29 protein-coding genes and 1 tRNA gene are annotated in these 26,625 nt (G+C 60.5%); 12 read left to right on the forward strand and 18 right to left on the reverse strand.

Features of this window, described 5'->3' with window-relative positions:
* Positions 1-42 precede the first annotated feature (42 nt).
* Entirely contained in the window at positions 43-648 is a 606-nt protein-coding gene (gene leuD, locus DFR48_RS08625) for a 3-isopropylmalate dehydratase small subunit (RefSeq protein ID WP_114362993.1), read from the reverse strand.
* A 153-nt stretch (positions 649-801) separates the two neighbouring features.
* Positions 802-1,029: a hypothetical protein gene (locus DFR48_RS08630; RefSeq protein WP_114362765.1), complete on the reverse strand. Its 228-nt coding sequence runs from the start codon at positions 1,027-1,029 to the stop codon at positions 802-804.
* Positions 1,030-1,137: 108 nt separating this feature from the next.
* On the opposite strand from DFR48_RS08630, the gene DFR48_RS08635 reads away from it, so the two are divergent.
* Together DFR48_RS08635 and DFR48_RS08640 are read left to right on the forward strand one after the other, a co-directional pair.
* Positions 1,138-2,055, forward strand: coding sequence for an HpcH/HpaI aldolase/citrate lyase family protein (locus tag DFR48_RS08635; protein ID WP_114362766.1), 918 nt, complete (start codon positions 1,138-1,140; stop codon positions 2,053-2,055).
* Entirely contained in the window at positions 2,052-2,258 is a 207-nt protein-coding gene (locus tag DFR48_RS08640) for a DUF1737 domain-containing protein (RefSeq protein WP_112690652.1), read from the forward strand. Before DFR48_RS08635 ends, DFR48_RS08640 begins: the two co-directional genes overlap by 4 nt.
* 53 nt (positions 2,259-2,311) lie before the next feature.
* Here DFR48_RS08640 and DFR48_RS08645 read toward each other — a convergent pair whose 3' ends face one another.
* The gene (locus DFR48_RS08645; RefSeq protein WP_114362767.1) at positions 2,312-2,752 is read right to left on the reverse strand and encodes a metallopeptidase family protein; all 441 of its coding nucleotides are present in this window, start codon (positions 2,750-2,752) and stop codon (positions 2,312-2,314) included.
* 174 nt (positions 2,753-2,926) lie between these two features.
* Between DFR48_RS08645 and DFR48_RS22180 the strand changes: the two genes are divergently transcribed.
* The 5 genes from DFR48_RS22180 (at position 2,927) to bfr (ending at position 9,499) form a co-directional block, all read left to right on the forward strand.
* Positions 2,927-3,856, forward strand: coding sequence for an ImuA family protein (locus tag DFR48_RS22180; RefSeq protein WP_342634914.1), 930 nt, complete (start codon positions 2,927-2,929; stop codon positions 3,854-3,856).
* Positions 3,807-5,327, forward strand: a complete 1,521-nt coding sequence (locus DFR48_RS08655; RefSeq protein ID WP_280956422.1) for a Y-family DNA polymerase — start codon at positions 3,807-3,809, stop codon at positions 5,325-5,327. The genes DFR48_RS22180 and DFR48_RS08655 overlap by 50 nt, the downstream gene beginning before the upstream one ends.
* Positions 5,324-8,635: an error-prone DNA polymerase gene (locus DFR48_RS08660; protein WP_114362770.1), complete on the forward strand. Its 3,312-nt coding sequence runs from the start codon at positions 5,324-5,326 to the stop codon at positions 8,633-8,635. The genes DFR48_RS08655 and DFR48_RS08660 overlap by 4 nt, the downstream gene beginning before the upstream one ends.
* Positions 8,636-8,736: 101 nt before the next feature.
* A complete protein-coding gene (locus DFR48_RS08665; RefSeq protein WP_112690657.1) occupies positions 8,737-9,048 on the forward strand; it encodes a (2Fe-2S)-binding protein in 312 nt (103 codons plus the stop codon).
* Positions 9,014-9,499 (forward strand): bacterioferritin, encoded by a 486-nt coding sequence (bfr, locus tag DFR48_RS08670; RefSeq protein ID WP_114362771.1) that lies wholly within the window; start codon positions 9,014-9,016, stop codon positions 9,497-9,499. Before DFR48_RS08665 ends, bfr begins: the two co-directional genes overlap by 35 nt.
* A gap of 40 nt (positions 9,500-9,539) precedes the next feature.
* Here the strand turns inward: bfr and DFR48_RS08675 are convergent, their stop codons facing one another.
* The 14 genes from DFR48_RS08675 to rplU form a co-directional block, all read right to left on the reverse strand.
* Positions 9,540-10,067: an RNA pyrophosphohydrolase gene (locus tag DFR48_RS08675; RefSeq protein WP_114362772.1), complete on the reverse strand. Its 528-nt coding sequence runs from the start codon at positions 10,065-10,067 to the stop codon at positions 9,540-9,542.
* A gap of 9 nt (positions 10,068-10,076) precedes the next feature.
* Positions 10,077-11,264 (reverse strand): divergent polysaccharide deacetylase family protein, encoded by a 1,188-nt coding sequence (locus DFR48_RS08680; RefSeq protein ID WP_245415559.1) that lies wholly within the window; start codon positions 11,262-11,264, stop codon positions 10,077-10,079.
* A 64-nt stretch (positions 11,265-11,328) separates the two neighbouring features.
* Positions 11,329-12,651, reverse strand: coding sequence for a S41 family peptidase (locus tag DFR48_RS08685; RefSeq protein WP_114362773.1), 1,323 nt, complete (start codon positions 12,649-12,651; stop codon positions 11,329-11,331).
* Entirely contained in the window at positions 12,641-14,044 is a 1,404-nt protein-coding gene (locus tag DFR48_RS08690; protein ID WP_425359246.1) for a murein hydrolase activator EnvC family protein, read from the reverse strand. The genes DFR48_RS08685 and DFR48_RS08690 overlap by 11 nt, the downstream gene beginning before the upstream one ends.
* Positions 14,045-14,174: 130 nt before the next feature.
* Complete coding sequence (gene rlmH / locus DFR48_RS08695; protein WP_114362775.1) at positions 14,175-14,657, reverse strand: 23S rRNA (pseudouridine(1915)-N(3))-methyltransferase RlmH; 483 nt, start codon at positions 14,655-14,657, stop codon at positions 14,175-14,177.
* A 96-nt stretch (positions 14,658-14,753) separates the two neighbouring features.
* Complete coding sequence (rsfS, locus tag DFR48_RS08700; RefSeq protein WP_114362776.1) at positions 14,754-15,167, reverse strand: ribosome silencing factor; 414 nt, start codon at positions 15,165-15,167, stop codon at positions 14,754-14,756.
* A gap of 105 nt (positions 15,168-15,272) precedes the next feature.
* Positions 15,273-15,860 carry a nicotinate-nucleotide adenylyltransferase gene (locus DFR48_RS08705; protein WP_114362995.1) on the reverse strand — a complete coding sequence of 196 codons (588 nt, stop codon included), beginning with the start codon at positions 15,858-15,860 and terminating at the stop codon, positions 15,273-15,275.
* A 37-nt stretch (positions 15,861-15,897) separates the two neighbouring features.
* Positions 15,898-17,181 (reverse strand): glutamate-5-semialdehyde dehydrogenase, encoded by a 1,284-nt coding sequence (locus tag DFR48_RS08710; protein ID WP_114362777.1) that lies wholly within the window; start codon positions 17,179-17,181, stop codon positions 15,898-15,900.
* Complete coding sequence (gene proB, locus DFR48_RS08715) at positions 17,174-18,352, reverse strand: glutamate 5-kinase (RefSeq protein WP_114362778.1); 1,179 nt, start codon at positions 18,350-18,352, stop codon at positions 17,174-17,176. Before proB ends, DFR48_RS08710 begins: the two co-directional genes overlap by 8 nt.
* Positions 18,349-19,416 (reverse strand): GTPase ObgE, encoded by a 1,068-nt coding sequence (gene obgE, locus DFR48_RS08720; protein WP_114362779.1) that lies wholly within the window; start codon positions 19,414-19,416, stop codon positions 18,349-18,351. Before obgE ends, proB begins: the two co-directional genes overlap by 4 nt.
* 235 nt (positions 19,417-19,651) lie before the next feature.
* Positions 19,652-20,224 carry a GNAT family N-acetyltransferase gene (locus DFR48_RS08725; protein WP_114362780.1) on the reverse strand — a complete coding sequence of 191 codons (573 nt, stop codon included), beginning with the start codon at positions 20,222-20,224 and terminating at the stop codon, positions 19,652-19,654.
* On the reverse strand, positions 20,221-20,856 hold the full coding sequence (locus DFR48_RS08730; RefSeq protein WP_114362781.1) for a GNAT family N-acetyltransferase: 636 nt from the start codon (positions 20,854-20,856) through the stop codon (positions 20,221-20,223). Before DFR48_RS08730 ends, DFR48_RS08725 begins: the two co-directional genes overlap by 4 nt.
* A 141-nt stretch (positions 20,857-20,997) precedes the next feature.
* Positions 20,998-21,270, reverse strand: a complete 273-nt coding sequence (rpmA, locus tag DFR48_RS08735; protein WP_112690668.1) for a 50S ribosomal protein L27 — start codon at positions 21,268-21,270, stop codon at positions 20,998-21,000.
* 37 nt (positions 21,271-21,307) lie between these two features.
* Positions 21,308-21,622, reverse strand: coding sequence for a 50S ribosomal protein L21 (rplU, locus tag DFR48_RS08740; protein ID WP_114362782.1), 315 nt, complete (start codon positions 21,620-21,622; stop codon positions 21,308-21,310).
* 300 nt (positions 21,623-21,922) lie between these two features.
* Between rplU and DFR48_RS08745 the strand changes: the two genes are divergently transcribed.
* From DFR48_RS08745 to DFR48_RS08765, 5 genes are all read left to right on the forward strand, one after another.
* A tRNA-Ser gene (locus DFR48_RS08745) sits at positions 21,923-22,012 on the forward strand.
* A gap of 223 nt (positions 22,013-22,235) precedes the next feature.
* Positions 22,236-23,858 (forward strand): ribosomal protection-like ABC-F family protein, encoded by a 1,623-nt coding sequence (abc-f, locus tag DFR48_RS08750; protein ID WP_114362996.1) that lies wholly within the window; start codon positions 22,236-22,238, stop codon positions 23,856-23,858.
* A 169-nt stretch (positions 23,859-24,027) separates the two neighbouring features.
* Complete coding sequence (locus DFR48_RS08755; RefSeq protein ID WP_114362783.1) at positions 24,028-24,561, forward strand: DUF992 domain-containing protein; 534 nt, start codon at positions 24,028-24,030, stop codon at positions 24,559-24,561.
* A gap of 162 nt (positions 24,562-24,723) precedes the next feature.
* Positions 24,724-25,335, forward strand: a complete 612-nt coding sequence (locus tag DFR48_RS08760) for a GNAT family N-acetyltransferase (RefSeq protein WP_245415560.1) — start codon at positions 24,724-24,726, stop codon at positions 25,333-25,335.
* Positions 25,336-25,374: 39 nt separating this feature from the next.
* Complete coding sequence (locus tag DFR48_RS08765) at positions 25,375-25,833, forward strand: OsmC family protein (protein ID WP_114362785.1); 459 nt, start codon at positions 25,375-25,377, stop codon at positions 25,831-25,833.
* A 15-nt stretch (positions 25,834-25,848) separates the two neighbouring features.
* On the opposite strand, the gene DFR48_RS08770 is transcribed toward DFR48_RS08765, so the two are convergent.
* The gene (locus tag DFR48_RS08770; protein WP_114362786.1) at positions 25,849-26,604 is read right to left on the reverse strand and encodes an SDR family NAD(P)-dependent oxidoreductase; all 756 of its coding nucleotides are present in this window, start codon (positions 26,602-26,604) and stop codon (positions 25,849-25,851) included.
* Positions 26,605-26,625: the final 21 nt, after the last annotated feature.

The following is a 26,625-nucleotide window of genomic DNA, read 5'->3' on the forward strand; positions in this document are numbered from 1 at the left end:
AGGCGACCGTAGGGCCGCCTTCATCGAAATTATGAAGACAGCTTATGCCCAGGGATGAGCAACAGCATTTGCCTTTTCGAAATTCGCGATGCTTGCGGCCTTTTCAAGAGTAAGGCCGATGTCATCGAGGCCGTTCAGCAGGCAATGGCGCTTGAACGGATCAATGTCGAACTTGATTGTTCCACCGTCCGGGCCGGTGATCTCCTGGTTTTCCAGGTCGACAGTCAGGACCGCATTCGAACCGCGGCTCGCGTCGTCCATCAGCTTTTCCAGATTTTCCGGGCTGACGACGATCGGCAGGATGCCGTTCTTGAAGCAGTTGTTGTAGAAGATGTCGGCGAAACTGGTTGAAATCACGCAGCGGATGCCGAAATCGAGCAGAGCCCAAGGGGCGTGCTCGCGAGAAGAGCCGCAGCCGAAATTGTCTCCGGCGACCAGGATCTGCGTGTTGCGATAGGCGGGCTTGTTGAGGACGAAATCCGGGTTCTCGGAGCCGTCTTCCTTGTAACGGGCTTCTGCGAAAAGTCCCTTGCCGAGGCCGGTGCGCTTGATCGTCTTCAGATAATCCTTCGGGATGATCATGTCGGTGTCGATATTGACGACTGGAAGCGGTGCGGCGACACCGGTGAGCTTAACGAACTTTTCCATCATTCCTGCCTGTGATCTTCAACATTCCTGCGGGGCTTCCTGCCAATAGAGGAAAAGCGAGAGAAATTGAAGGAGAATCTCACGGCAGCAGCGTTCTACCGGAATCAGGCGGTTGAGGATTACGTCTGCCCGAACGATATACGGAGCCGGCACTCAAAGATCGATGATGGTGCCGCGGCCGTCATTCCATACATGCATCTCGCGATGCTTGGCCTTGGCATAGAGCGGCGCCGGTTTTGCTCGCGTCGAAAGCATACGTACGGCGAGAGAAACGGTCAGGATCGCTCCGGCGACCAGCGTAAGCGAAATCGTGAAGACGGCGGCGGCGGCGAAAACGCAAATGCCGGCGAGAGCAAGGCCAATGGTGCGAAGGTTTTGCATGGTCGAAGTCCTTTCCGAGGTAAGGTGGTCCTTCTGCCCCCGAATTGCAAGGTTTTACGACGTTCGATCGTCTTGCATGCTCCGACAAAGCTTGGCACAAGTGCGCCCATGAGCTCGTCGTCCCTTGCCAATCTTCCGGTCCGGTTGCGCCGTTCCGTCTTGAGCGTTCCCGCCATTAATCCGCGGGCGCTCGCCAAAGTTCCGGATCTCGATTGCGACGTCGTGATCTTCGACCTCGAAGATTCCGTCGCTCCGGAGAAGAAGGGGGAAGCGCGCGAGAATCTCCGGCGTTTCTTTGCGGACGTGTCGGATCTGCATGGCAAGGAGTGCGTCATCCGGATCAACGGGCACGATACCGGATTCGCCGCCGACGACATGGCGGCCGTCATCGCTTGTCGTCCGGACGCAGTGCTGTTACCGAAGGTCGACGGTCCGCAGGACGTGGAACAGGTAGCCGATCTGCTGACCGAGGCTGATGCACCGGAGCATTTGCGCATTTGGGCCATGATGGAAACACCGCTCGGCGTGCTCAATGCTGCTGCGATCGCACGAACCGGTCGGGCCGACGGGGCGCGGCTTGACTGTCTGGTTGTCGGCCTCAACGACCTTCGCAAGGCGACCGGCGTGCCGGCCGAGCCCGGACGGACCTTTCTCGCCCCCTGGCTGATGCAGGTCGTCTTGGCGGCACGGGCGTTCGGGCTCGACGTGATCGACAGCGTCAGCAACGATTTCAGGGATATTGCCGCCTTCGAAGCCGAATGCCGGCAAGGGCGTTCCATGGGCTTCGATGGAAAGATGCTGATCCATCCCGCGCAGATTGCTCCGGCGAACCGGAATTTCGGTCCGAGTGCGGAAGAGATTGCGGACGCGCAGGCAATTGTCGAGGTCTTCGCCGATCCGGCAGCGGCTGGGCTCAACGTCGTCAACAGCGGCGGCCGAATGATCGAGCGACTGCATCTCGAGCAGGCTCGACGGTTGTTGACGAAGGTAAGGACTATCCAAGACAGGAAAGGCAATTTAGCATGAAACTTTATCGTTTCCTCACCGGGCCGGATGATGCATCGTTTTGTCACCGCGTCACCGATGCGTTGAACAAGGGCTGGGAGCTGCACGGCGCTCCGAGCCTCTCCTTCAATACCGCGACGAACCAGATGTATTGCGGGCAGGCGGTGGTGAAGACGGTGCACGGCAAGGATTATGATCCGAGCATGAAGCTCGGTGAACAATAAAAAAATGCAACGGCGCGCGTGACGCCGTTGCTTTTCCTTGAAATTTTTCCTCTTCAGCCGCCGGCTGCGGTGTCTTCGGCGCTTTCCTCGATGCGGGCCATGTCGTCGTCACTCAGGCCGAAGTGATGTCCGATCTCGTGGATCAATACATGGGTGATGATGTCGCCTAGGGTTTCGTCGTTTTCCGCCCAATAGTCGAGAATCGGACGGCGGTAGAGCATGATGCGATTCGGCATCTCGCCGGTTTCCATGGTGAAACGCTCGGAAATACCACGGCCTTCGAAGAGGCCCAGAAGGTCGAAAGGTGTTTCGAGCGCCATGTCCTCGAAGACTTCGTCGGTCGGAAAGTCGGCGATCTCGATGATCAGATTGTCGGTGAGTGCGCGGAATTCTTCTGGCAGATGGCTATAGGCCTCGATCGCCAGTGATTCAAACGTGCTGATCGTCGGTGCGTGGCGCTCGCGCCAATCTTCGGTCTGATCCATCCGGGCCATCGGGACTCCTTGTCTATCCCGTCATATAGGACCTTTGCCGGAGCTTTTCGAGGGGAAATCCGGGCAAGGAATAAATTCTCATGAAATACGGTTGACTCTTTGCTGAAGCTCTGGAATCCATAGAGAACATATGGAGAACAAATAACGGAGTTGGACGTCATGGCTGAGAAAGCTGTGACGCGGGAGACGCTTTTTGCCCTGCGTCAGACCATTGCTCACATCGAGGGACGAACCGAGGTCGATCTGGATGTTGCTCGCAGGGAACCAGAGGCGTCCGGATTTGGAGGACGGGCATCCGAACGAGACGAGACAAAGGTATTGTCGATCGGCCTTCAGGCACTGGATGGGCCGATGGAAGGCGGAATACCGCTTGATGCGGTGACCGAAATTCGCAGTGGTCGGTTGGGAGATGCCGGAGCGGCAAGCGGTTTCGTGATGGCTCTTTCCGCTTGTCTTCTGGCGCACTCCTCTTCCGGTTCCGGGCCGGTTCGCATTCTCTGGATTGGTGATGAGACTGTGGCCAGGGAGGTGGGGCTGCCCCATGCTGCCGGTCTTCAGGATTACGGACTTGATCCGCAGTATCTCCTGTATGCCAGACCAAGGCGCATCGAGGATGGACTCTGGCTCGCGGAGGCGGGCCTCGCAAGCGGTGTCTTCTGTGCCGTCATTCTGGAAGTTTGCGGCAATCCTCGTCGTTTCGGCCTGACGGAAAGCCGCCGCCTCAGTCTCAAGGCACGTTCCGCAGGCCGGCCTCTGTTGCTGCTGCGGCAGGGAGGGGAGGAGGAGGCCGGCAGCACTGTCTTTCGTGCGCGCATCCGCCCATCTTCGGCGCAATCCCGTATTCTTCCCGACGGTTCGGCGCTCGGCGGCGGCATCGCCAATCCCGTCTTCCAGGTCACCCTGGAAAAGAGCCGACTTCCGGCCCCTGTCGATATCCATCTGGAGTGGAACCCCTATGAGCGTCTGTTTTCCCTCGCCACCGTCCTCCCTGCTCCAGCAGCCAACGAGCAGACGAATTCTGGCTCTGTTCTTTCCCCATCTGCCGACCGACAGGATTGCACGTCGTCGTTGGGGGCCGTCGTGGCGTTCGGCCGGGCGTCCTGACCATCCACCTCTCGTTTGTACGGGACGGATGAAGAATGCCATGCGGTTGACTGCTGTCGATGAGATTGCCGCAACCATTGGACTAAAGTCGGGACAAAGTCTGGCGGAAGCGCGGGCGATTTGTCCCTCTCTTGATGCCGTTACCGCCGATGAGGCCGCCGATCGCCGGTTCCTGGAAGGAATCTCCGACTGGTGCGATCGTTATACACCGCTGGTCGCCATCGAGGGCAGAGAAGGCCTCTTCCTCGATATCACCGGCTGCTCCCATCTTTTGGGCGGCGAAAAGCTGCTGCTTGAGGATATCCTGAAGCGCCTGTTCCAAATGGGACTTGATGTCCGTGGGGCGATTTCCTCCACTCCCGGATTATCCTGGGCAACGGCGCGCTTTGGCAGCAATGGCACGATCTCCGAGGGGGATGCCAAATCCGTTCCGGCTTCCTTTCCGATAGCTGCATGCCGACTGCCGGAGGAGACGGTACTGGCCCTTTGCAAGATGGGACTCAAACGGATCGGTGATCTGCTTGCCGCTCCGCGGGCGCCTCTTGCACGTCGATTTGGTTCCTTGCCATTGCGTCGCCTCGACCAGATGTTCGGGCGGGAGGATGAGCCGATCTCACCCCGTCGGCCGGTTGCGGAGCTCTCCGTTGAGCGGCGTCTTGCCGAACCCCTTCAATGTGAGGAGGCCATCCTTCAACTCATCCAGCGGATGGCTGTGACGCTGAAATTGGAACTCGAGGCACGTTGCCAAGGCGGGCGCCGCTTTGAAGTGCTCCTTTTTAGGGTCGACGGAAAGGTTTTCCGGATAGGTGTGGGCAGTTCCGTCCCTCTACGCGATCCAATACGCATCGCCTGTCTCTTTTCCGAACGTCTCGTCGCCCTGCATGACGAACTGGATACGGGATACGGTTTCGAAATCCTGCGGCTCAATGTGTTGCAGGCAGAGACGCTCGATCGCATGCAGTCGGATTTTATCGGCAGTGCTGCCGTCGAAACCGCGTTGGCAGTCTTTGTCGATCAGGCAGTCGCCCGTTTCGGCCCGGATTGTCTTGCACGGCCTGTCTTGCAGGAAAGCCATGTCCCGGAACGAGCATCGCTTCTCCTGCCGGTCAGTGATCTTATGGAAGTCGTCTCTCCGGAAAATGGGCAGAGAGAATCCGGGGCGAACCGGCCGGTCCAAGCAAGACGACCGATCCGGCTCCTGAAGGTTCCGGAAATCATCGAGGCGACGGCCGAGGCACCGGAAGGGGCGCCCATGAGTTTCCGTTGGCGGCGATGTCTTCATCGTGTCCGGCGGGCCGAAGGTCCGGAGAAACTCGCCATGGAATGGTGGATCGATGGTGAAGAGGCTCCAGCGCGAAACTATTTCCAGGTCGAGGACGATGACGGGCATCGCTACTGGCTGTTTCGTGAGGGCGCCTATGTCTCGAATGTCGAGATGCCGCGCTGGTTCATGCACGGAGTTTTCGCATGACAGCTGCGCCCGCCTTTTTCGAGATTGGAACACGGACGAATTTTTCCTTTCTGGAAGGGGCGTCTCATCCGGAGGAACTCGTGGAGGCGGCCAGCAGGCTTTGTCTTCCGGGTCTCGGTGTTGCAGATCGAAACACTGTTGCCGGTGTGGTACGGATGCATGCCCAGGCCAAGGAAACGGGCTTCCGGTTCCAGCCGGGGGCACGGCTTGTCTTCGCTGACGACACCCCGGATATTCTCGCCTATCCGCAAAACCGTCACGGATGGGGCAATCTCTGCCGGTTGCTCAGTGCCGGCAATCTCAAGGGGGAAAAAGGCGTTTGCATTCTCCATGAGGCGGATCTGCACGCGTGGGAAGAGGATTTGCTGATCGCGGTGGTGCCGAAGGTTGAGCATGTCACCTACGAAGGACACTTGCCGGGACTGCTCCGCCGGCTGGCTTCCCGGTTCGGCAACCGGGCATTCCTGGCACTTGTCCCGCGTTATGATGGTCTTGATCGGATCACCTTTGCCGTGCTCGCTTCCATGGCCGAAGAGGCGGGGCTTGCCCTGATTGCCAGCAACGAGCCGCTTTATCACGAGGCGACACGCCGGCCGCTCGCCGATATCGTTACCGCCATCCGCACCCATATTCCCATCACCGAAGCCGGTTTCCGTCTGGCTCCGAATGCGGAACGGCATCTGAAGACCGGGGCGGAAATGGCCCAGCTCCTCAGGCATTATCCGCAGGCGATCGCCAATACCGAGCAATTCTTTAGCCGGCTCTCTTTTTCTCTGGACGAATTGCGCTACCAGTATCCCGACGAGAGCCTTGCCGGTGAAACACCGTCTGAAACGCTTGAGAGATTGGCTCGCTCCGGTGCGGCAAGACGTTACCCCGAAGGGGTACCCGAAAAGGTATCAAAGCAGATCGACTATGAACTGGCCCTCATTTGCGAGAAGCAATACGAGCCCTATTTCCTCACGGTCCGCAATATAATCGAATTTGCCCGGAGCGAAGGCATTCTCTGCCAGGGACGGGGTTCGGCGGCCAACTCCGTCGTTTGCTACTGTCTCGGCATTACCGAAGTCGATCCGAAGGAGACAACGCTACTCTTCGAGCGGTTCATCTCGACAGAACGCGACGAACCCCCGGATATCGACGTCGATTTCGAGCATGAGAAGCGGGAGATCGTCATTCAGCATATCTATGAGCGATACGGGCGCGAGCATGCCGGGCTGGCGGCGGCGGTGAGTTGTTATCGTGCGCGCTCGGCAGGCCGTGAGGTCGCCAAAGCTTTCGGGCTGTCGGAGGATGTGCAATCGGCACTCGCGAGCACCGTCTGGGGATGGTCAGCCGCGGATCTTTCCGAGCGCGAGGCCAGGGCGGCGGGCCTGGATATGAGCAATCTGACGACGCAACGTGTCCTCACCTATGCTTCCAAACTCATCGGATTTCCGCGTCACCTGACCCAGCACGTTGGTGGCTTCGTCATAACGCGTGACAGGCTGGACGAGGTGGTCCCGATCATGAAAACGGCGATGGACGGCCGTTACATGGTCGAATGGGACAAGGATGATCTGGATACGCTGGGCATCCTCAAGATCGATATTCTGGCGCTTGGCATGCTGACCTGCCTTGCCAGAGCCTTCAAGCTGCTGGAAAGCCATTACGGAAAACGTATTACACTTGCCGATCTGTGCCGGGACCATCGGCCGGCGGTTTATGACATGATTTGCCGCGCCGACACGATCGGTGTTTTCCAGATCGAGAGCCGGGCCCAGATGAGCATGCTGCCGCGCCTCAGGCCTGTGAATTTCTACGATCTGGTGATCGAGGTGGCGATCGTTCGGCCCGGTCCCATTCAGGGCAACATGGTGCATCCCTATTTGAAACGGCGGGAGGACAAACGGGCCGGCCGACCGGTTACGTATCCGAGCCTTGAACTGGAGGGGGTACTGGAACGAACGCTCGGCGTTCCGCTCTTTCAGGAACAGGTCATGCAGATCGCCATTACCGCTGCAGGCTTCACGCCAGGTGAGGCAGACCGTCTCAGGCGGGCGATGGCGACGTTCAAAAGGACCGGAACAATCCATACCTTCCGGAAGAAGATGGTCGAGGGCATGGTGAACAATGGTTACGATGCCGAGTTCGCCGAGAGTTGTTTCCGGCAGATCGAGGGGTTCGGCGAGTATGGTTTCCCGGAGAGCCATGCCGCATCCTTCGCCCTGCTGGTTTACGCGTCCTGCTGGCTGAAGGCGTATTATCCGGATATCTTTTGTGTCGCCATTCTCAATTCACAACCGATGGGATTTTACGCTCCGGCGCAATTGGTTCGGGATGCCCGGGATCATGGGGTCGTCGTACGACCGGTCGATATCAATGAGTCCGAATGGGATGCGACGTTGGAGGACGGCGCCTTCGAGCGTGATTGCATCCACCCTCGGCACATTTCGATGCAAGACGTGATTCTGGCGCGGAAGGCGGTGCGGCTCGGATTCCGGCAGGTCAAGGGGCTGACGCGGAAGAATGTCGACCGGCTCCTCGCTTGCCGGGGCAACGGTTACGTTTCCGTCCGGGATCTCTGGCTGCGGACCGGTCTTCCGCGTTCCGTCATCGAACGGCTCGCGGATGCGGATGTCTTTCGCTCGATCCAGCTCGACCGCCGGGCTGCCTTGTGGGCGGCAAAGGCCCTTGACGAAGGAAGCGCCGTTGAACATCTGCCACTCTTTACCGATCACGGCGACCTTCAGGTGGAGCCTGAAACACCGCTTCCGCAGATGCGGGACAGCGAACAGGTGGTCAACGACTACCGCTATCTCTCCCTCTCCCTGAAGGCGCACCCTGTTTCGTTTCTTCGCGAGCAACTGGACGCGCTCCAAATACGTCGATGCCGAGATCTGGAGGTCGTGGAGAACGGACGGAAAATTACCATCGCCGGGCTTGTGCTGGTGCGCCAGCGTCCCGGCTCGGCGAACGGCATTATCTTCATGACCATCGAGGACGAGACAGGAATTGCCAATATCATTGTCTGGTCGAGGACCTTCGAGCGTTTTCGACCGGTGGTCATGGGGGCCCGTTTCATAAAGATCCATGGACGATTACAGAAGGCCGACGGGGTCATTCATGTGGTTGCGGAGGAGATCGAGGATTGGTCGTCCGCTCTCGGTCTGCTGGAAGGCGACCGCCATAGCGGGCTGGTCAATGCCGGCGCGACTTCCCGCTTGATGATCCAACAGATGTTCGGCAAGCCTGAACACCCTAGAGGCATGTCTCCATCCACCGGGGCCGCGCGGGACGCGATGCCGAAAGGTCGCAACTTCCATTAACTCACGTGGCAATTGTTGCGTGTACTCGAAATTTTCTTGACACAAAATCTCTTCTTTAGCAGAAGAGAAGTACGAGTACAGATTTCCGGACAGGCCGCATCATGCTTGTTTGCAGCTGCAACTACATCACCGACACCGAAATCAAGGACGTCATCAATCAGCTCCTCGATGAGGATTGCTGGCAGCTCATCGTGCCTGCAAAGGTCTATCACGCGATGGCCAAGCGGGGGCGCTGCTGTGGCTGTTTTCCGACGGTTGTTGATCTGATTATCAATACAACCGAGGAATATCATGCCCGCCGCCAATCGACACAGGCCGAGGTTGTTGATTTCATAGCGCGCCTGAAGACTTTCCACGAAGAAAGAAGGAGAGCTGATCTTGAAAGGCGACAAGGGAGTCATCGAGCGGCTTAACGAAGCCCTCTTACTCGAACTCGGCGCAGTCAACCAGTATTGGCTTCACTACCGTCTCCTCGAAGACTGGGGTTATACGAAGCTTGCCAAGAAGGAGCGTACCGAATCCATCGAGGAGATGCATCATGCGGACAAGTTGGTTGCCCGTATCATTTTCCTCGAAGGCCATCCGAACCTGCAGTCGGTGGCTCCGCTAAGGATCGGGCAAACCGTCAAGGAAGTGCTGGAGTCCGATCTTGCTGGCGAGTATGACGCGCGCACTTCCTACAAAAAGTCTCGTGAGATCTGTCATCAGGCCGGCGACTACGTCACCATGGCGCTCTTCGAGGAACTCCTCGCCGATGAGGAAGGTCATATCGACTTCCTCGAGACCCAGCTGGATCTTCTGGGCAAGCTTGGAGAGGAGCGCTACGGACTCCTGAACTCGGATTCGGCCGACTCGGCTGAGTAGTAACATCGAGAGACGCCCGCAATCATGCGGACGTCATCTCTCAGCCAGCCAGATGGCGAAATTCCGCGATGACCTGATCGTAGACCTCTTTTTTGAAGGGAACGATCAGGTCCGGTAGTTCGTGCATGGGCTTCCATTCCCACGCGTCGAATTCAGGGTGATGGCCGCCGGGCGGTGGATTAATCGCGATCTCGCTCTCATTTCCCTCGAAACGGAAGGCGAACCAGCGCTGTGTCTGGCCGCGGTATTTTCCTTTGAGTGCAATCCCGACCAGGTGTGGCGGCAGGTCGTAGTTGATCCAGCGGCTGGCTTCCGCCAACAGGGATACGGACTGCATTCCTGTCTCCTCGTAAAGCTCCCTCATCGCTGCGCTCAGGGCATCCTCGCCGTCGTCGATTCCTCCCTGCGGCATTTGCCAGAGCTTCAGTGAACCGTCAAACTCGGAGTTCTCCGCCGGAATCCGTCGTCCCACCCACACGAGTCCCTCTCCATTAAGAACCATGACGCCGACGCAGGGGCGATAAGGCAGATCTTCGGCCTGGACTTTCCGTTCACTCACACGGGACATGTCGATCCTTCATGGCTGGATGTTTTCCGCCAGCGCCGAGATCGCAACGATCTCGACGCCGCGCCGCGATGCTTCTTCGCTCCATTGGCGAACAGCGTCAATTGTTTCGTCGAAGGCCGAGCCGACGCCGATTGCACTTCCCTTCCGCAGCGCAATGCGCTCCAGTTCATCCAGACGGCGCAGGATCGCCTGCTGATCAAGTTGTCCATCGATCTGCGCATCGGCGAAAGCCTGAGGCATTCCGATTGCCTTTGCTATCTGACCGCTCAACGAGCGGGCGGATGATCCGTCGTCGAAGAACAGCAAGCCACGCTCGCCTATGTCACGCATCACGGGTTCGAGTGAATTGGCGTCCGCGAGGAATCTGCCGCCCATGTAGTTCATTATTCCCGTATAGTTGGTGATGCTCGCCATTGCCTCGTGAAGATAGGCCATGTTGGCCGCTGGCTTTGCCGTCGTCAAAAGTGTGCCGGGTCCGGGGTCGTTGCTCGGGTAATCGAAGGGCTCGAGGGGAATCTGCAGCAGAATCTCGTGACCATCTCGCCGTGCCTCCTGCATCCATCGCTGGAGACTGTTACCCGTCGCAGCAAATGCGAGCGTAATCTCCCCCGGAAGCTCACGAATAGCCCGCTGTGTGCCCGTCTGGCTGAGGCCCAGACCTCCGACGACAATCGCGATCCGCGTGCCCCGGGCTCCGGACCATGGCCGGGCATACTGGTCGACCGGCCGCAGCCCGTCGGGACCGATCGTCGGCAGCCGGCCCTGGGGGCTGTCTTCGAGGAGGAGCTCGTTCGGCGTCGCCGCCATGCGCGGATCTTGTCCGACGCGGGGGGTATCGATCAACAGCGGTCCGCTGCCGCCGCGTGCCTTCGGGCTGTATTTTGTGACAACCGTTCCATTGTCAGTCACCGTCCGCTCGACGTTGGCGCCCGCGGCCGGTCGCGTCGCGCTCATCCCAGCGGCCGATGATACCTGCGATGCGGCTTCGTTCTTCGTATCGAGATCGGACGATTGGGCCGGCTGCTGGTTCGGCGGCAACCCACGCAAGGGGAGCGGAGTCAGGGCCGAGAACAGAGAGAGACCAAAAACGACCGTCACGGCTGCGAGGCTCGCAGCCGCTCGCCACGAAATATGCATGATCCTGCGAGGACGGCGCCGTTCGCCCTGTCCCAGCGGCTTGTGCAGGTCAGCCCCCAATGCCTTCTTCCGTCCCCTCAAGCGGCAACAAAACGGGCGCCGGAAGACCCCGGCGCCCGTTCATTTACTTGGCAACGACCGCCTTTTCGGGATCGGCCGGGAAGGACGGGTCCGTCTTCTTGCCGCGCAGCAGATCCAGAGCATAGTTCAGCTGAACGTCGTCTTTCGCTTCCGGCGGCACATAGGCGAAGGAGCCGGAGCCTTCGTCCGTCTCGTTTTGTCCCTGGATATGTCCAGGCAGGGCCGATTCGCCTTCCGCCCGAACGCGTCCCTTCAGATCTTCCGGCAGGGGCTGTTCGACCTTGATATCGGGTTCGATGCCGGTGCCCTGGATCGATTTGCCCGACGGGGTGTAATAGAGCGCAGTCGTCAGGCGCAGGGCTCCCTTTTCACCCATCGGAATGATCGTCTGCACGGAGCCCTTGCCGAACGAGCGGGTTCCGAGAACGGTAGCGCGCTTCAGATCTTGCAACGCGCCAGCCACGATCTCCGATGCTGATGCGGAGCCGCCGTTCACGAGAACGATGACCGGCTTGCCGTCGGTGAGGTCGCCCGCGCTCGCATTGAAGCGGCGCGTGTCGTCCGCATTGCGGCTGCGGGTCGAGACCACCTCACCCTTTTCAAGGAATGCGTCGGAGACGTAGATCGCCTGATCCAGAAGGCCACCGGGATTCAGCCGAAGGTCCAGAACATAGCCCTTCAGCTTGTCGGCCGGAACTTCCTTCTTGATCTTCGTGATGGCCGCCTCGAGGTCGTCATAGGTCTTCTCCGTGAAAGAGATCACCCGAAGATAGCCGACGTCTCCCTCGACACGCGACTTGACGGCCTTGACCGCGATGACCTCGCGAACGATGTTGAACTCGAGAGGCTTGTCCGCACCCTTGCGCAAGATCGTCAGCTTGATCGGCGTATTAACCGCCCCCCGCATCTTTTCGACGGCTTCCTCGAGCTTCAAACCACGCACCGGTTCGCCGTTGATTTCGGAGATAAAATCGCCGGCCAGAATGCCGGCACGTGCACCCGGCGTATCGTCGATCGGCGTGATGACCTTGACGAGCTCATCTTCCATGGTGACTTCGATGCCGATACCGCCGAACTCGCCCTTCGTCTGGGTCTGCATGTCGGCCGCGTCCTTGGCATTCATGTAACTCGAATGCGGGTCCAGCGAGCTCAGCATGCCGTTAATGGCGTTTTCGACCAGCTTCTCTTCATCCGGCGGCGTCACGTATTGCGCGCGGACGCGCTCGAAGACGTCGCCGAAAATCGCCAGTTCCTTGTAGGTGGAGGGCCCGGCGGCCTGCGCGGGAACACCGGCCGAATAAATGACGCCCATCGCCGTCGCGCCCATCAACGCGCCGACGAGAAGAAGTGAAACCCTACGTACCATTCTGTGCCTTTCCAGAGTCCTGACCAGTCCACCAGGGACGGGAATCAACAGGTTTTCCGTCTTTCCTGAATTCAATGTAAAGCGTCGGGCGATCGGTTTCCAGCGTCAATGCCGTGGCGCTCGCCAGTCTCTTCTCGCCCATCGTTCCGATGGGTTCGCCGGAGAGGACGAACTTGCCTTGACTGGTACTGACCTCGTCCATCCCGGACAGGACGACGTGATAGCCGTCGCCCGTATTCAGGATGATCATCTGCCCGTAGCTCCTGAACTCGCCGGCAAACACGACCCAGCCGTCCGATGGCGCAGTCACCAGCGATCCCGGGGCTGCGGCGATCGTCATGCCCATCGCTGAGTGGCCGGTCCCATCCGGATCCCCGAAACGGCGCAGGATTTCGCCCGCCGCCGGCAGCTCGAGTTTGCTCTTCAGTTCGGAGAAGGGATATGCCGGGGCAATACGGTTTTTGTCAGGCAGGCTTTCGGCGAGCTCTCTCGCTCTTTGCCGCTGTTCTTCCGTCTGTAGGCGGCGACGTTCCTCCTCCTGTCTTGCCTTATCGGCGGCCTCGCGGACGGAGGTGATCTCGCCCTCGAGCGAGGCGATGAGTTGTTCGAGATTGGAGGCCTTCTCAGCCAATTGTTCGGAACGTTGGCGTTCCGTCGCCAGTTCGTCTGCCCGGGAGCGCGAAAGCCGTTCGTTCGCGATCAGGAGCAGGTCCATCCGGCGTTCCTCCTCCTGCCGGCTGGCCATGGTGGTAACCAGCGCTTCCTTTTCCGTGCCGATCTTTGTTCTGAGATCTGCCAGTTCCTGCAGATCCGCCGCCAGTTCCTCCGTTTCCTTGCGGATGCCCGGAACGACAGCGCCCAGGAGGATCGCGGTTCGTACCGAGGCAAGGGCATCCTCGGGACTGACGAGCAGCGCGGGGGGCGGATTCCGCCCCATTCGTTGCAGAGCCGCAAGAACTTCGGCGAGGACCGCGCGCCGCTCGCGAAACGAGCGACGAATTTCGTCTTCCCGAACGCCGAACCCGGCGAGTTTCGCCTCACTCTCGTTGATCTTCTTTTCCAGATCCTTGCGGCGCTCCGCGGATTCGATCAACGCTGATCGCAAGTCCACTGCATCCTTCTTGAGCGCGGCGATGTCGGCTTCAAGTTCGGCAGCTTTCTCTTCCGAAAGATGGATGGTCCGGGATAGGTCGCGCAACTCCCGACTGACCTCATCGCGCTTCTGGCGCAAGACAAGGTCGGGTGCCGCTTCTGACGCATTACCGGCGGATGTCGAGACCGGGGGGGTACCTGCGTCCTGTGCGAGTGCGCAACCGTCATCGCGAAAAGGGCTAAGGGCAAGAAGCAACGCGACGACGCACGCTGGAAGACGCGTACGTTGCCTTCCAGCCAGATGTATGAACGTCGAGTGGGGTTTGTTGTCCTGCAAATCGCTGTCCCGGTGTTGCCCGGAAAATATGCTGATTTGCCTCGATGCGCAAAGGCGCAACTGCGGGCCGTTTATCGCCCCTCCGGTCGGCTCGTCAGGCTCGGTGGTAGGGATGCCCGGAGAGAATCGTGACAGCGCGGTAGAGCTGCTCGGCGATCAGGATGCGAACGAGCTGATGAGGCCACGTCATGCGGCCGAGATTGAGCACGGTATGAGCCTTGTCGCGAAGATCATGGTCGACGCCATCGGCTCCGCCGATCAGGATCGCCATGTCCCTCTGCCCACGATCTCTGTAGCTACCCAGCAAGTCCGCGAACTGCTCGCTGTCGAGTGCCTTGCCGTGTTCATCGAGAACGATCAGCACTGAGCCCGCAGGCAGCGCCTTGCCGAGCTCCACGGCCTCCTCGCGCTTGCGCGTTGCGGCGTTCGTCGCGCGGCTTTCTGCAATCTCGGTGGTGCGGGTGAACTCAAGCCCGGTTGCAGGACCTGCCTTGGCGAAGCGCTCAAGATAACGGGAAGCAAGTTCCTTTTCAGGGCCGGCTTTCAACCGTCCGACGGCAAAGATGCCAATGCGCATGGTCTCTATTCCATTGATCGGTCACAAAGACCATTGGTGGCAACGTTGGCCGTTGCCACTCTTGCCGATACGGCGGACGCCGGCGCTATCCGCCTGTCAGTGCAGCTTGCCTTCCTCGATCTCCGGAGCCGCCCACATCTTTTCGATGTTGTAGAACTCACGGATTTCAGGACGAAAGACGTGCACGATGACGTCACCGGTGTCTATGAGCACCCAGTCCCCCGCGTCGAGCCCCTCGACCCGCGGGCTTCCCAATCCTTCATCCTTGAGGTCGGAAATGAGGTGTTCGCAGATCGCTACGACGTGTCGGGTCGATCGCCCTGAGGCGACCACCATGTAATCGCCGAGCGCCGATTTTCCGGCAATGTTGATGGTGACGATATCTTCTGCTTTCGAGTCCTCAAGGCTTGTGAGGACCAGCTCAAGAGCCCGGGCTGCGGCATAGGCGCCACGTTCCGCGCTTTGTGGGACGACGACCGGCGTGCGTCCCTTGGTGTGTACTGTTGTCAGAGTTTTTCCTTTCCTTGAAGAACAGCACGGTGTCCGCCAGACTCAGCGGATGCACTCAAAAGGTGGCATCAAATCGGCAATCTTTCAAGGGTTGCGGCGCAAATCCTAGCCCTTGGCGGTTTCCCGCAATGCCGTAGAGCTGAGGGATGAACGTGGCCCGTGGATGAACGTCCAGGCAGGTGGCCTCTTCTGCCAGAGCACGGCCGCATCGTCCTCGTCGATGCGGCTACGAGCGTAAGTGCGGGCCATCTTCGAGGACAGGTGGGAAAGGGTTGACCCGGGCCGGTCGATGACGGCGATCGGAAAGGTGGTGGCGATCCGGCGCCAATGTTGCCAGTGATGAAAGCTCTTGAGATTGTCGGCGCCCATTATCCAGACGAAATGAGCATGCGGATTGTGCCGCTTCACGAAGGCCAGAGTTTCGGCCGTGTAGGTCGTGCCGAGCGCCTGTTCGAAAGCCGTGACCTTGATGCGGGCATCGTGGACAAGCGCCTCGCAGAGTTCCAGCCGGCGTGTGAGGGGGGCAAGCTCTACGTGACTTTTCAAAGGATTGCCTGGAGTGACGATCCACCAGAGCTGATCGAGACCGAGACGTCGAAGTGCAATCTCTGCCACCAGGACATGGCCTTCGTGCGGAGGATTGAAGGATCCGCCAAACAGGCCGACGATCATGCCGCGCTCGACATGCGGCATGAAGCGGTATCGATGGGCGATCGTTTCGTCCCCCACGTCAGGGCCTGACCTGTCCGTTGCCTTGCACCCGGTACTTGAACGACGTCAGCTGTTCCACGCCGACCGGCCCGCGAGCATGCATCTTGCCCGTGGCGATCCCGATCTCCGCTCCCATGCCGAATTCGCCGCCATCGGCGAACTGGGTAGAGGCATTATGCAAGAGGATAGCCGAATCAACTTCGTTGAAGAACCGCTCAACTGCCGCCGGATCTTCGGCGAGGATGGCTTCCGTGTGGTTGGAAGAATATCTCGCAATATGATCGATAGCTCCGTCCACACCGTCGACAAGCGTGACAGCGATCACAGCGTCGAGGTATTCCGTCCGCCAGTCCTCTTCCGTGGCAGGTTTGGCTTCGGGAAAGACCGCCTGCACATCCGGCGAGGCGTGAAGTTCGCAGCCCGCCTGCGCCAGCGCTTGCAGAATGGGCACAAGGTGGGTGCCGGCGGCAGCTCGGTCGATCAGGAGGGTTTCCGCCGCGCCGCAGATACCGGTGCGCCGCATCTTCGAGTTGAGCACAACCTTCTTGGCCATCTCCAGATCGGCGGAGCGATCGACGTAGACATGGCAGAGGCCTTCCAGATGCGCGAAAACGGGCACGCGGGCTTCCGACTGGACACGCGCCACGAGGCTCTTGCCACCTCGCGGAACGATGACGTCGATAGAGCCGCCGAGACCTGTGAGCATGGCGCCGACTGCCGCACGATCGGTGACCGGTACCAGCTGGATCGCATCTTCCGGAAGACCCGCCGAGCGGAGGCCTGCAGCGAGGCAGGCATGGATGGCTCGTGACGAATGGGCCGAATCGGAGCCACCCCTGAGGATTACGGCATTGCCGGCCTTGAGGCAGAGCGCTCCGGCATCGGCCGTAACGTTCGGGCGGCTTTCGTAAATCACACCAATCACGCCGAGAGGTGTCCGTACGCGTTCGATATGAAGACCGTTGGGACGATCCCACCCGGCGATGACCTCGCCCACCGGATCCTTGAGCGCTGCGATTTCGCGGATGCCTTGGGCGATCGCCGCGATCCGGCTGGAATCAAGTGTCAGGCGATCCATGAAGGAACCTGTCAGGCCCGAGGCTATGCCGTTCTCGACATCGATGGCGTTGGCGGCGAGAATCGTCTGCGTGCCTTCGACGATTGCCTGCGCCATGGCGTGCAGTGCGCGGTTCTTCTGCTCTGTCGTTGCGATCGCAAGTGGCCGCGCCGCGGCTTTCGCCCGCGCGCCGATATCGAGCATCAGTGCTTGAACATCCCCAGATGTGGCGACGGCGTCAAGCATTGGCCTTATCCTTGTTATCCATGGAGCCTTCGACCTTCTTGCGCGTCACGCCGGTGATCACCAGGTCGTCCCGGTGAATCATGGCAGCGCGACCGGCATAGCCGAGAATCGCTTCGATCTCGCCGGATTTTCGTCCGGTGATCCTGCGCGCTTCGTCGGCGTCGTAGGAAACCAGTCCGCGAGCGATTTCCCGACCCTGTTCTCCGATAACGCTCACGGTATCGCCCCGGCTGAACTGGCCGACGACCTTTCGCACGCCTGCGGGGAGAAGGCTCTTGCCGGCGCGAAGCGCCGTCTGCGCGCCCGCATCGACGTGCAGCTCGCCCGCAGCTTGAAGATGTCCGGCGATCCAGGTCTTGCGCGCCGTCACCGGCGCTGGTGAGGGGGCGAACCAGGAATGACGTGCACCCTCGACGATCGCGCGGATCGGATTGTCGGTCTTGCCGGATGCGATGATCATCGCGCAGCCAGCAGCCGTGGCGATCTTGCCGGCGTCGATCTTCGTGCGCATGCCGCCGCGTGAGAGTTCGGAGGCGGCCCCACCGGCCATCGCCTCGATCTCCGGAGTGATCTCCGCAACCGCCTCGAGAAAGCGAGCATTCGCGTCCAGATGCGGCGGTGCCGTGTATAGGCCGTCGATGTCGGAGAGCAGGATCAGGAGATCGGCGCCTGCCATGGTGGCGACGCGGGCGGCCAGCCGATCGTTGTCGCCATAGCGGATTTCGGTGGTCGCAACGGTATCGTTCTCGTTGATGATCGGGACTGCGCCGATCTTCAGGAGTTGATTGATCGTCGCGCGGGCGTTGAGATAGCGCCGTCGCTCCTCGGTGTCGCCGAGCGTCAGCAGGATCTGACCGGCTACGATCGAGAAGTGCGACAGGCTCTCCGACCAGGCGCGTGCGAGAGAAATCTGTCCCACGGCCGCGGCTGCCTGGCTCTCCTCGAGCTTCAATGCGCCGGACGGCAGATCGAGAACGGTCCGGCCGAGCGCGATGGCGCCGGAAGAGACGACGAGTACGTCCACTCCCTTCGCCTTCAGGTCGGCGATGTCCTGGCAAATCGCGTCCAGCCATGGGGATTTGAGACCGCTCTTACGATCGACGAGCAAGGCCGAGCCGATCTTGATGACGACACGCCGATAATGCGAAAGTGATCGCTCGTGGACGGTCATTGCTCTTCGTCCTCGGTTGCCGCGTCGTGCTTGCGCTTCTTCTGAGGGCGTTCGGGGATTTCGGTTTCCACGTCGTCGCCTTCGGTGACGACGTCCCTGAGCGCCCGCAGCGCTTCGGTCATCCCCTTGCCGGTCACGGCCGAAAGCAGCAATGGAGTCTTGCCCGAGGCGCGTTTGAGTGCCGCCGCCTTCTTCTTCAGCTCCGCATCATCGAGCACGTCGATCTGCGAAAGTGCGACGATCTCCGGTTTCTCGACGAGGCCGCCGCCATAGGCTTCGAGCTCGTGCTTCACCGTCTTGTAGGCCTTGCCGACGTTCTCCTCCTGAGCGGACACAAGATGCAGGAGCACGCGGGTACGTTCCACATGACCGAGGAAACGGTCGCCGATGCCGACGCCCTCATGCGCGCCCTCGATCAGGCCCGGAATGTCGGCGAGAACGAATTCCCGGCCGTCGACGGTGGCCACGCCGAGGTTCGGATGAAGTGTCGTGAATGGATAGTTGGCGATTTTCGGCCGCGCGCGGGTGCAGGTTGCCAGGAATGTGGACTTGCCGGCGTTCGGCAATCCCACGAGACCGACGTCGGCAATGAGCTTCAACCGCAGCCATATCGTCTTTTCTTCACCCTCGAGGCCCGGATTGGCCCAGTTCGGTGCCTGGTTGGTCGACGACTTGAAATGCGCGTTGCCGAAGCCGCCGTTACCGCCGGCGGCCAGCCGGAAGCGCTGACCTTCGCGCACCATGTCGACGATCAGCGTCTCGTTGTCTTCCTCGAAGATCTGCGTTCCGACCGGCACCTTCAGGGTAACGTCGCCGCCGTTGGCTCCGGTCCGGTTGCGGCCCATTCCGTGCTGCCCCGTCTTCGCCTTGAAATGCTGCTGGAAGCGGAAGTCGATCAGCGTGTTGAGACCGTTCACCGCCTCCACCCAGACGTCGCCGCCACGCCCGCCGTCGCCGCCGTCCGGACCGCCGAATTCGATGAACTTTTCACGCCGGAAGGAGACGCTGCCGGCGCCGCCGTCACCGGATCGAATGTAGACTTTTGCTTCGTCGAGAAATTTCATCGCACTGCCATGGCTCAACTGTCGGAATGGGCGGATTTTGCGGGCCATCGATATAGGCCGTTTGCCCGAAGGTCAAAGAGTATCGCGAACTTCGCGACTTACAACATTCAGTTTGGCATTGTCGTTGGCACGAAATTCGATCCGGCCGGAGGGGGATGATCGCTTTCTGCTTCGGCCCGATGTCGCCGGACGGCGCACGGCCGTCCGGCAAGGGCTTCGGCCCGCCAGCTTACAATCATGCCGGGCGACGGAAACTCGGCGGGATAAGCATGGTTTCGATATGCGGTGCCATCGCTCCCCGTGCGCGGCTATAGAGGTCGTCACAGCGCATGATCGAGAAGCCGAGCTTTTCCTGAATTTTGAGCGATGCCGTATTGTCCGCGAACGCACCGGAATGGATGATCGCCTCGGGCATGCGCCGATAGAAGCGGTCAATCCCGGCCGCAACCGCCTCGCTCATGATGCCTCTTCCCCAGAAATAGCGGTTCAGCCAGTAGCCGAGATGCCACCGCCCATTTCGGAGTTCAATGGCAACCGTTCCGATATGGACATCATCGCCCGTGGTGACGGCGAATGACCAGTCGGGTGTCGCAACGGCTCTGGTGCGGTTCAGCCAGTCGGTGGCGTCCTGCAGGTCGAACGGTACGGGGACCCGCGCCAGCATGCGTGCGACCTGAAAATCGCCAAGGGATTCGGCGATCGCGGGGGCATCGCTCATCTTGTGCGGGCGCAGCACCAGCCGTCCGGTCCGAACGACAGGGCAGGGGCCGGGAAGCGAGGACGTTTCTCTGGGGAGCAGCGCGTTCATCGCATTTCCCCCCAGCTCTTCAGAGACATCCAGGTCTTGCGATCCAGCCGGTACCACTCGACCGGTACCATGCCGCCGAGCGCCAGACTTCCAACCATTCCCGAACCCTGAAACTGGAAGCCGCATTTCTGGATCACGCGCCGGGAGCCGATGTTGGTTACACGGCAGCGGGCGTCTATGAAGCGGATCTCTCGGGTACGGAAGGCCATATCGATGAGCGCATGTGCCGCCTCGGTTGCGTAGCCCTGGTTCCAGTAAGGCTGGCCGAGCCAGTAGCCGATCTCGAGCGTCTCGGGATCGTTCTGATGCGGCTCCAGCCCGCAGCAGCCCAGGAACGTGCCGTTTTCCGTTTTCGTAATCGCATAGACGCACTTGCCGATCTCGCCGAGATTGGAGCGTCGCACGAAGTCGGCGGCGTCTTTTGCCGTGTATGGATGGGGCATACGCGACACCATGGTCGCGACGGCGGCGTTGTTGGCGAGATGGGAAAGGGCGTCGATGTCTTCTTCATGGGGCGCGCGCATGACGAGCCTCTGCGACAACAGGACGGGGCAATCGCTCCTTAACCGATCCGGTCTCAGCCGGTCCTTGGGCGACCGGCACTGGTCGTCCCGTAACAGCTCACTTTGCATGGTTCAGTCCTCCTTGGAGTTTAAAAAGCGCAAAAGAAAAGGGGAGTTGGGTGGCGCCCCATCTCCCCTTTTTGGCTTTTTCTGAACCTGTTACGTCCAGCCGGGTCGATGCGACGCCGGCTGTTTTAGAGCGTTACCGGCTTATTCCGCTGCTTCTGCCGTTTTCGGCATGACCGACACGTACACGCGGCCATTGGCCTTCGTACGGTAGGCGACATTACCGGCGGCGAGTGCAAAGAGGGTGTGATCCTTGCCCATGCCGACGTTGGCGCCGGGATGCCACTGCGTGCCACGCTGACGAACGATAATGTTGCCCGGAATGACGACTTCGCCGCCGAACTTCTTCACGCCAAGGCGCTTGGATTCAGAATCGCGACCGTTGCGCGAGGAACCGCCAGCTTTTTTGTGTGCCATTGGACTTCTCCTTTAAACCTTAAGTACCCGTGAACCGTTAAGCCGCAACGATGTCCGTGATACGGACGACCGTATGGTGCTGACGATGGCCGCGCGAACGCTTGGAGTTCTGGCGACGGCGCTTCTTGAAGGCGATGACCTTCTTGCCGCGGTTATGTTCGACAACTTCCGCCTTGACGCTGGCACCCTTCACGAAGGGAGCACCGATCTTGGCGTCGGCGCCTTCGCCGATCACGAGGACTTCGGTGAATTCGATCTTGTCGCCAGCGGCGGCTTCCAGCTTTTCGATGGTCAGCACGTCATTGGCTGCAACGCGGTACTGCTTACCGCCGGTCTTGATGACTGCGAACATTTTTTGTCCTTTCATGTTCGTTCCGGCTCTGCCCTTGCGGGACGGCCGTCTTTTTGCCAGTCGGATGGAGCGGGCTTGTTCGGTTCCGGAAGAACCTTTCATGCCAGCCGGCGAAACCCTGCCCGTAGGGCGAGAGAAATCAAGGCACAGTTAGCCCATGCCTAATTCACCGCTCGCATACGTGAGGCGCAAAAAACTGTCAAGACAAAAGCTCTGGGCGATTTGATATTCACCCTTGTCAGCCCGGACTTTCGCCGCTATGAGACAGCCCGCGCACAAATCGCGCCGACCAATGTGACCGGAGAGGTGGCTGAGTGGTCGAAAGCACCGCACTCGAAATGCGGCATACGGGCAACCGTATCGTGGGTTCGAATCCCACCCTCTCCGCCATTAGGAATCCGAGTAGGCTGGATTCTGCAAAGCTGCATTCCGCTTCTGGTTCGCTCTCCTAGGACTCTCCGACGCTGCGCTTGTCTTGGCGTATACGCAAGACGTGGTCGAGGACCCGGCCCCATGCCTCAGCCAGGACGGCGATCAGGTTGCGTCCGTCTGCGTGACAGTTGCGCCTGCCCATGCCATACGGGTGCCCGCAACCAACCAGGCCGTCTTCTCCATGATCCGTATCGACAATATCAGCAAGTCCAATAGCCACCGCATCCTCTACATCGAAGCCTCGGCAGCGCTGAACCGTGGCGAGAAGATCGGGCTCGTCGGGCCGAACGGGGCGGGGAAGACGACGCTCTTTCGGATGATCACCGGCGAGGAACTGCCCGACGAGGGGCAGGTCTCCGTCGAGAAGGGCGTGACGATCGGCTATTTCGACCAGGATGTCGGCGAGATGACCGGACGATCGGCCGTTGCCGAAGTGATGGAAGGGGCAGGGCCGGTCAGCGTCGTGGCGGCGGAGTTGCGTCTGCTGGAGGCGGCGATGTCGGATCCGGACCGTATGGATGAAATGGGCGCGATCATCGAACGCTACGGCGAGGTGCAGGCGCGTTACGAGGAACTCGACGGTTATGCGCTCGAGGGACGCGCCCGCGAGGTTCTGGCGGGACTGAGCTTCAGCCAGGAAATGATGGACGGCGACGTCGCCAATCTGTCGGGCGGCTGGAAGATGCGTGTGGCGCTTGCCCGTATCCTTCTGATGCGCCCGGACGTCATGCTGCTCGACGAGCCGAGCAACCATCTCGATATCGAAAGCCTGATCTGGCTGGAGGAATTCCTGAAAGGCTATGACGGCGCGCTGTTGATGACATCCCATGACCGGGAGTTCATGAACCGGATCGTCACCAAGATCATCGAGATCGACGGTGGCACGCTGACGACCTATACCGGCGATTACGGCTTCTACGAAGAACAGCGGGCGCTGAACGAGAAGCAGCAGCAAGCCCAGTTCGAGCGCCAGCAGGCGATGCTGGCCAAGGAGATCAAGTTCATCGAGCGGTTCAAAGCCCGCGCCTCTCACGCCTCGCAGGTTCAGAGCCGGGTGAAAAAGCTTGAAAAGATCGACCGCGTCGAACCGCCACGCCGGCGACAGACGGTCGCCTTTGAATTCCTGCCGGCGCCACGCTCCGGCGAAGACGTGGTCAATCTCAAGAACGTCCACAAGGCCTACGGCAGCCGGACGATCTATGACGGTTTTGATTTCATGGTACGGCGGCGCGAACGCTGGTGCATTATGGGCATCAACGGTGCCGGCAAGTCGACCTTGCTCAAGCTGGTCACCGGCAATGCCGTGCCGGACAAGGGGAACGTCTCGCTCGGGGCCGGCGTCAAGCTCGGCTATTTCGCCCAGCACGCCATGGACCTGCTCGCCGGCGAGAGCACCATACTGCAATGGCTGGAGGAGCGCTTTCCAAAGGCCGGGCAAGCACCGCTCCGGGCGCTCGCCGGCTGTTTCGGCTTTTCAGGTGATGACATAGAGAAGCGTTGCCGGGTGCTCTCTGGCGGCGAGAAGGCACGGCTGGTGATGGCCGCCATGCTGTTCGACCCGCCGAACTTCCTCGTTCTCGACGAGCCGACCAACCACCTCGATCTCGATACGAAGGAGATGCTGATCAAAGCACTCTCGGCTTACGAGGGCACCATGCTGTTCGTCTCTCACGATCGTCGCTTTCTGTCAGCGCTTTCCAATCGCGTGCTGGAACTCACACCGGACGGCATCCACCAATATGGCGGCGGGTATGCCGAATACGTCGAACGCACCGGGCAGGAGGCGCCGGGTCTGCGCGTTTGACGGGGCATGTCCGGCCGGAGGATTACGGTCTCGGCCTCACTATTTCGTGTATCGCCGCGACGCGGCGTAGCGGATCATTCTTTCGCCATACGCGTTCCCCAACACTGTCCGGACGCTTCGGGCAGAGACCCGCTTGCGGGCATCGAGGCCAACAAGAGGAGTAACAGGGATGCAGAAGATTCTTGCCGCGGCACTTGCCGCGCTGACGCTCGCTACGAGTGCAGGATCGGCAATTTCCGCTGACGCGATCACACGGGTCGAGCCGGCGCCGACCTTCCGCGAGAGCGGGGCAAATGGGGGTGTTCGGATCGGTTATCTTGATTGCACGATCGGTGGCGGTGTCGGTTATGTCTTAGGGTCCGCCAAGGCCGTGGAATGCGCGTTCACGTCCGCAATCGGCAGTGAACCGCTCGACCGCTATGTCGGTGTCGTGCGGAAAATGGGCATCGATGTCGGTTTCACGACACGCAGCCGACTGGTCTGGGCAGTCTTTGCCCCCACAGCCGGATACCATCTGGGCTCGCTCGGCGGCCTCTACCAGGGTGCCACGGCCGAGGCGACGCTCGGCGCGGGCGTCGGCGCCAATATCCTGGTCGGCGGAACGTCGGGCTCGATCCACTTGCAGACGATCAGTCTCACCGGGCAACTCGGGCTCAATCTTGCAGCCACCGGCACTTCCGTCACCTTGACGCCGGCCGGCTGAACGAAGACGCGGCGGGGGTCTCCACCGGCGCCGCCTTTGTCAGCGAGTGGGTTGGACGTCGCAGCCGGCACGGCCTTGCATCGAAATCGTCCTTGAGGCGCGGCGGAAGGTAATCTAGCGTCGGACGCTCTTCTGACGTCGTTTCTTTGGAGAGAGGTTCTGGTGTTCATCCGTCCGGCCCGCGAGGACGATCTCGATGCGGTTTACGGCATCTGTCTCGCCACCGGCGATTCAGGCCGTGATGCATCGGGGCTCTATTCGGATCCGCAGTTGATCGGCCATATCTACGCGGCGCCGTACCTTCTCCTGGAGCCGCATCTGGCCTTTGTCGTTACAGACCAGGAAGGCATCGGCGGCTATGTCGTCGGCGTTGACGACACCCGATCGTGGGAAAACCGCCTCGAACGGAACTGGTGGCCCCCTTTGCGGCGAAGATACGTCGATCCCGACGAGTCCTGTCGCTCTGACTGGACCCCGGACCAGTGTCTGGCCCATCTCCTCCATCACCCAAAGGCAGATCCCGCCGTTGTGTGCGAAGACTATCCTGCACACCTGCACCTGAACGTCCTGCCGAGGCTGCAAGGCCAGGGCGTCGGACTTGCGCTCCTGGAGGCCTGGGTTGCCGCGGCGGCGGCGTATGGCGTGCGCGCGGCACACGTCGGTGTCAGTCCTGCGAATATCAGAGGTACCCGCTTCTGGACGCGCGCAGGCTTCGCGGAGCTAAAAGTTCCGGGCGAAAGAGGCGATGCCTTATGGCTCGGACGCCTGCTATAGATTTCCTGACGACCTGAGCAAGCTGGAAGGTGTAACAGGATGAGCAGCGCCCCGAAGATCAAGGTACGGCCCACGGGCGCGACGGCCACTATGGGGCGCACTGGCTTTCCACACGTCGTGTCGGAGACGGGTGGGGTGATCGACATCAGAACCGGAGCCGAGGAGGCGGGTTTCAACCCGCTCGACCTGCTCTACGCTTCGCTGTCGGCATGTCTGGCGATGAGTGCCCGCATCGCGGCGAGCAGGCTCGGTGTGCTGGATCGCCTCACGAGTGTCACCGTGCACGTCACAGGCTCAAAGGCATCGGACGAACCCTCGCGCATCGCGCGCTTTGACGTCGTGTTCAGGATTGCCGGGGACTTCGATGAAGCGACGAGAGACGAAATCGCTCGTCTTGCCGAAGAGGAAATCTGCACGGTGAGCAACACCATCAAGGGGCAGCCGGACTTCACGATCAAAGTCGCCGGCGCCGACGGATGTCACGACGCCGGAATATGATCGCATGGCGGCCTCTCAAATGGAGCCCGCTTCGACCATGTAGCTGCCGGCGGTGCACATGCGCGCATCGTCGGAGGCGAGAAAGAGAACCATGCGCGCGACGTAGACCGGATCGATCAGATCCGGAAGGCACTGCCGGCGTCGATGTGCCTCAAGCTTTTCGGGCGTCGCCCAAAGCTCCTTCTGACGATCGGTCATGATCCAGCCGGGAACGACGGCATTGACGCGGATGCGATATTGACCGAGCTCGCGGGCCATCGTGCGTGTCAGTCCGTGCACTGCTGCTTTGGCCGTCGCATAGGCCGGAAAGCCGTCTGCGGCTTCCCACCAGCTGTTGGAGCCCAGGTTGATGATGGAGCCGCCGCCGAGAGCGATCATGTCCGGCGCAACTGCCTGAATGGCGAAGAACTGGTGGCGCAGATTGGTATTCATCCGGTCGTCCCAGTACTCAGGGGTAAGATCGCGCCAGTCGTGCCGGTCGTCGCGGGCGGCATTGTTGACGAGGACAGACGCCGGACCGAGACGTCCGCGGAGCGCCGCGCAGGCGACCTTGAGTGCGGCGACGTCCCTCAAATCACAAATCTCGTAGTCGATCTGGCCCGCTTCTGACGCCAAGCTGGCGCTGGCTTGCGCGTCGAGATCGATGAAACCGACGCGACAGCCCTGGGCTGCGAAAGCGCGAACGATTTCGGCGCCGATGCCAGAGGCACCACCGGTCACAAGCACCGTCTTGCCGGCAAGGCTGGGATAGGTCGCGAAGGCGTCGGTCATTTGTTTCTCCAGATCTGTTCC

The organism is Ciceribacter lividus (assembly GCF_003337715.1).
Classification (GTDB): domain Bacteria; phylum Pseudomonadota; class Alphaproteobacteria; order Rhizobiales; family Rhizobiaceae; genus Allorhizobium; species Allorhizobium lividum.

What these genes read in the sequence shown, in the direction of transcription:
- rlmH (WP_114362775.1), bottom strand. Translation starts at nt 14,657, where the DNA reads ATGCGCATTGGCATCTTTGCCGTCGGACGGTTGAAAGCCGGCCCTGAA.
- DFR48_RS08685 (WP_114362773.1), bottom strand. Translation starts at nt 12,651, where the DNA reads ATGGTACGTAGGGTTTCACTTCTTCTCGTCGGCGCGTTGATGGGCGCG.
- DFR48_RS08630 (WP_114362765.1), bottom strand. Translation starts at nt 1,029, where the DNA reads ATGCAAAACCTTCGCACCATTGGCCTTGCTCTCGCCGGCATTTGCGTT.
- DFR48_RS08640 (WP_112690652.1), top strand. Translation starts at nt 2,052, where the DNA reads ATGAAACTTTATCGTTTCCTCACCGGGCCGGATGATGCATCGTTTTGT.
- rpmA (WP_112690668.1), bottom strand. Translation starts at nt 21,270, where the DNA reads ATGGCACACAAAAAAGCTGGCGGTTCCTCGCGCAACGGTCGCGATTCT.
- DFR48_RS08635 (WP_114362766.1), top strand. Translation starts at nt 1,138, where the DNA reads ATGAGCTCGTCGTCCCTTGCCAATCTTCCGGTCCGGTTGCGCCGTTCC.
- DFR48_RS08675 (WP_114362772.1), bottom strand. Translation starts at nt 10,067, where the DNA reads ATGTCCCGTGTGAGTGAACGGAAAGTCCAGGCCGAAGATCTGCCTTAT.
- DFR48_RS08755 (WP_114362783.1), top strand. Translation starts at nt 24,028, where the DNA reads ATGCAGAAGATTCTTGCCGCGGCACTTGCCGCGCTGACGCTCGCTACG.
- DFR48_RS08660 (WP_114362770.1), top strand. Translation starts at nt 5,324, where the DNA reads ATGACAGCTGCGCCCGCCTTTTTCGAGATTGGAACACGGACGAATTTT.
- abc-f (WP_114362996.1), top strand. Translation starts at nt 22,236, where the DNA reads ATGATCCGTATCGACAATATCAGCAAGTCCAATAGCCACCGCATCCTC.
- proB (WP_114362778.1), bottom strand. Translation starts at nt 18,352, where the DNA reads ATGACCGTCCACGAGCGATCACTTTCGCATTATCGGCGTGTCGTCATC.
- DFR48_RS08665 (WP_112690657.1), top strand. Translation starts at nt 8,737, where the DNA reads ATGCTTGTTTGCAGCTGCAACTACATCACCGACACCGAAATCAAGGAC.
- obgE (WP_114362779.1), bottom strand. Translation starts at nt 19,416, where the DNA reads ATGAAATTTCTCGACGAAGCAAAAGTCTACATTCGATCCGGTGACGGC.
- DFR48_RS08710 (WP_114362777.1), bottom strand. Translation starts at nt 17,181, where the DNA reads ATGCTTGACGCCGTCGCCACATCTGGGGATGTTCAAGCACTGATGCTC.
- DFR48_RS08730 (WP_114362781.1), bottom strand. Translation starts at nt 20,856, where the DNA reads ATGCAAAGTGAGCTGTTACGGGACGACCAGTGCCGGTCGCCCAAGGAC.
- DFR48_RS08645 (WP_114362767.1), bottom strand. Translation starts at nt 2,752, where the DNA reads ATGGCCCGGATGGATCAGACCGAAGATTGGCGCGAGCGCCACGCACCG.
- DFR48_RS08765 (WP_114362785.1), top strand. Translation starts at nt 25,375, where the DNA reads ATGAGCAGCGCCCCGAAGATCAAGGTACGGCCCACGGGCGCGACGGCC.
- DFR48_RS08705 (WP_114362995.1), bottom strand. Translation starts at nt 15,860, where the DNA reads ATGCCGCATGTCGAGCGCGGCATGATCGTCGGCCTGTTTGGCGGATCC.
- DFR48_RS08725 (WP_114362780.1), bottom strand. Translation starts at nt 20,224, where the DNA reads ATGAACGCGCTGCTCCCCAGAGAAACGTCCTCGCTTCCCGGCCCCTGC.
- DFR48_RS08770 (WP_114362786.1), bottom strand. Translation starts at nt 26,604, where the DNA reads ATGACCGACGCCTTCGCGACCTATCCCAGCCTTGCCGGCAAGACGGTG.
- leuD (WP_114362993.1), bottom strand. Translation starts at nt 648, where the DNA reads ATGGAAAAGTTCGTTAAGCTCACCGGTGTCGCCGCACCGCTTCCAGTC.
- rplU (WP_114362782.1), bottom strand. Translation starts at nt 21,622, where the DNA reads ATGTTCGCAGTCATCAAGACCGGCGGTAAGCAGTACCGCGTTGCAGCC.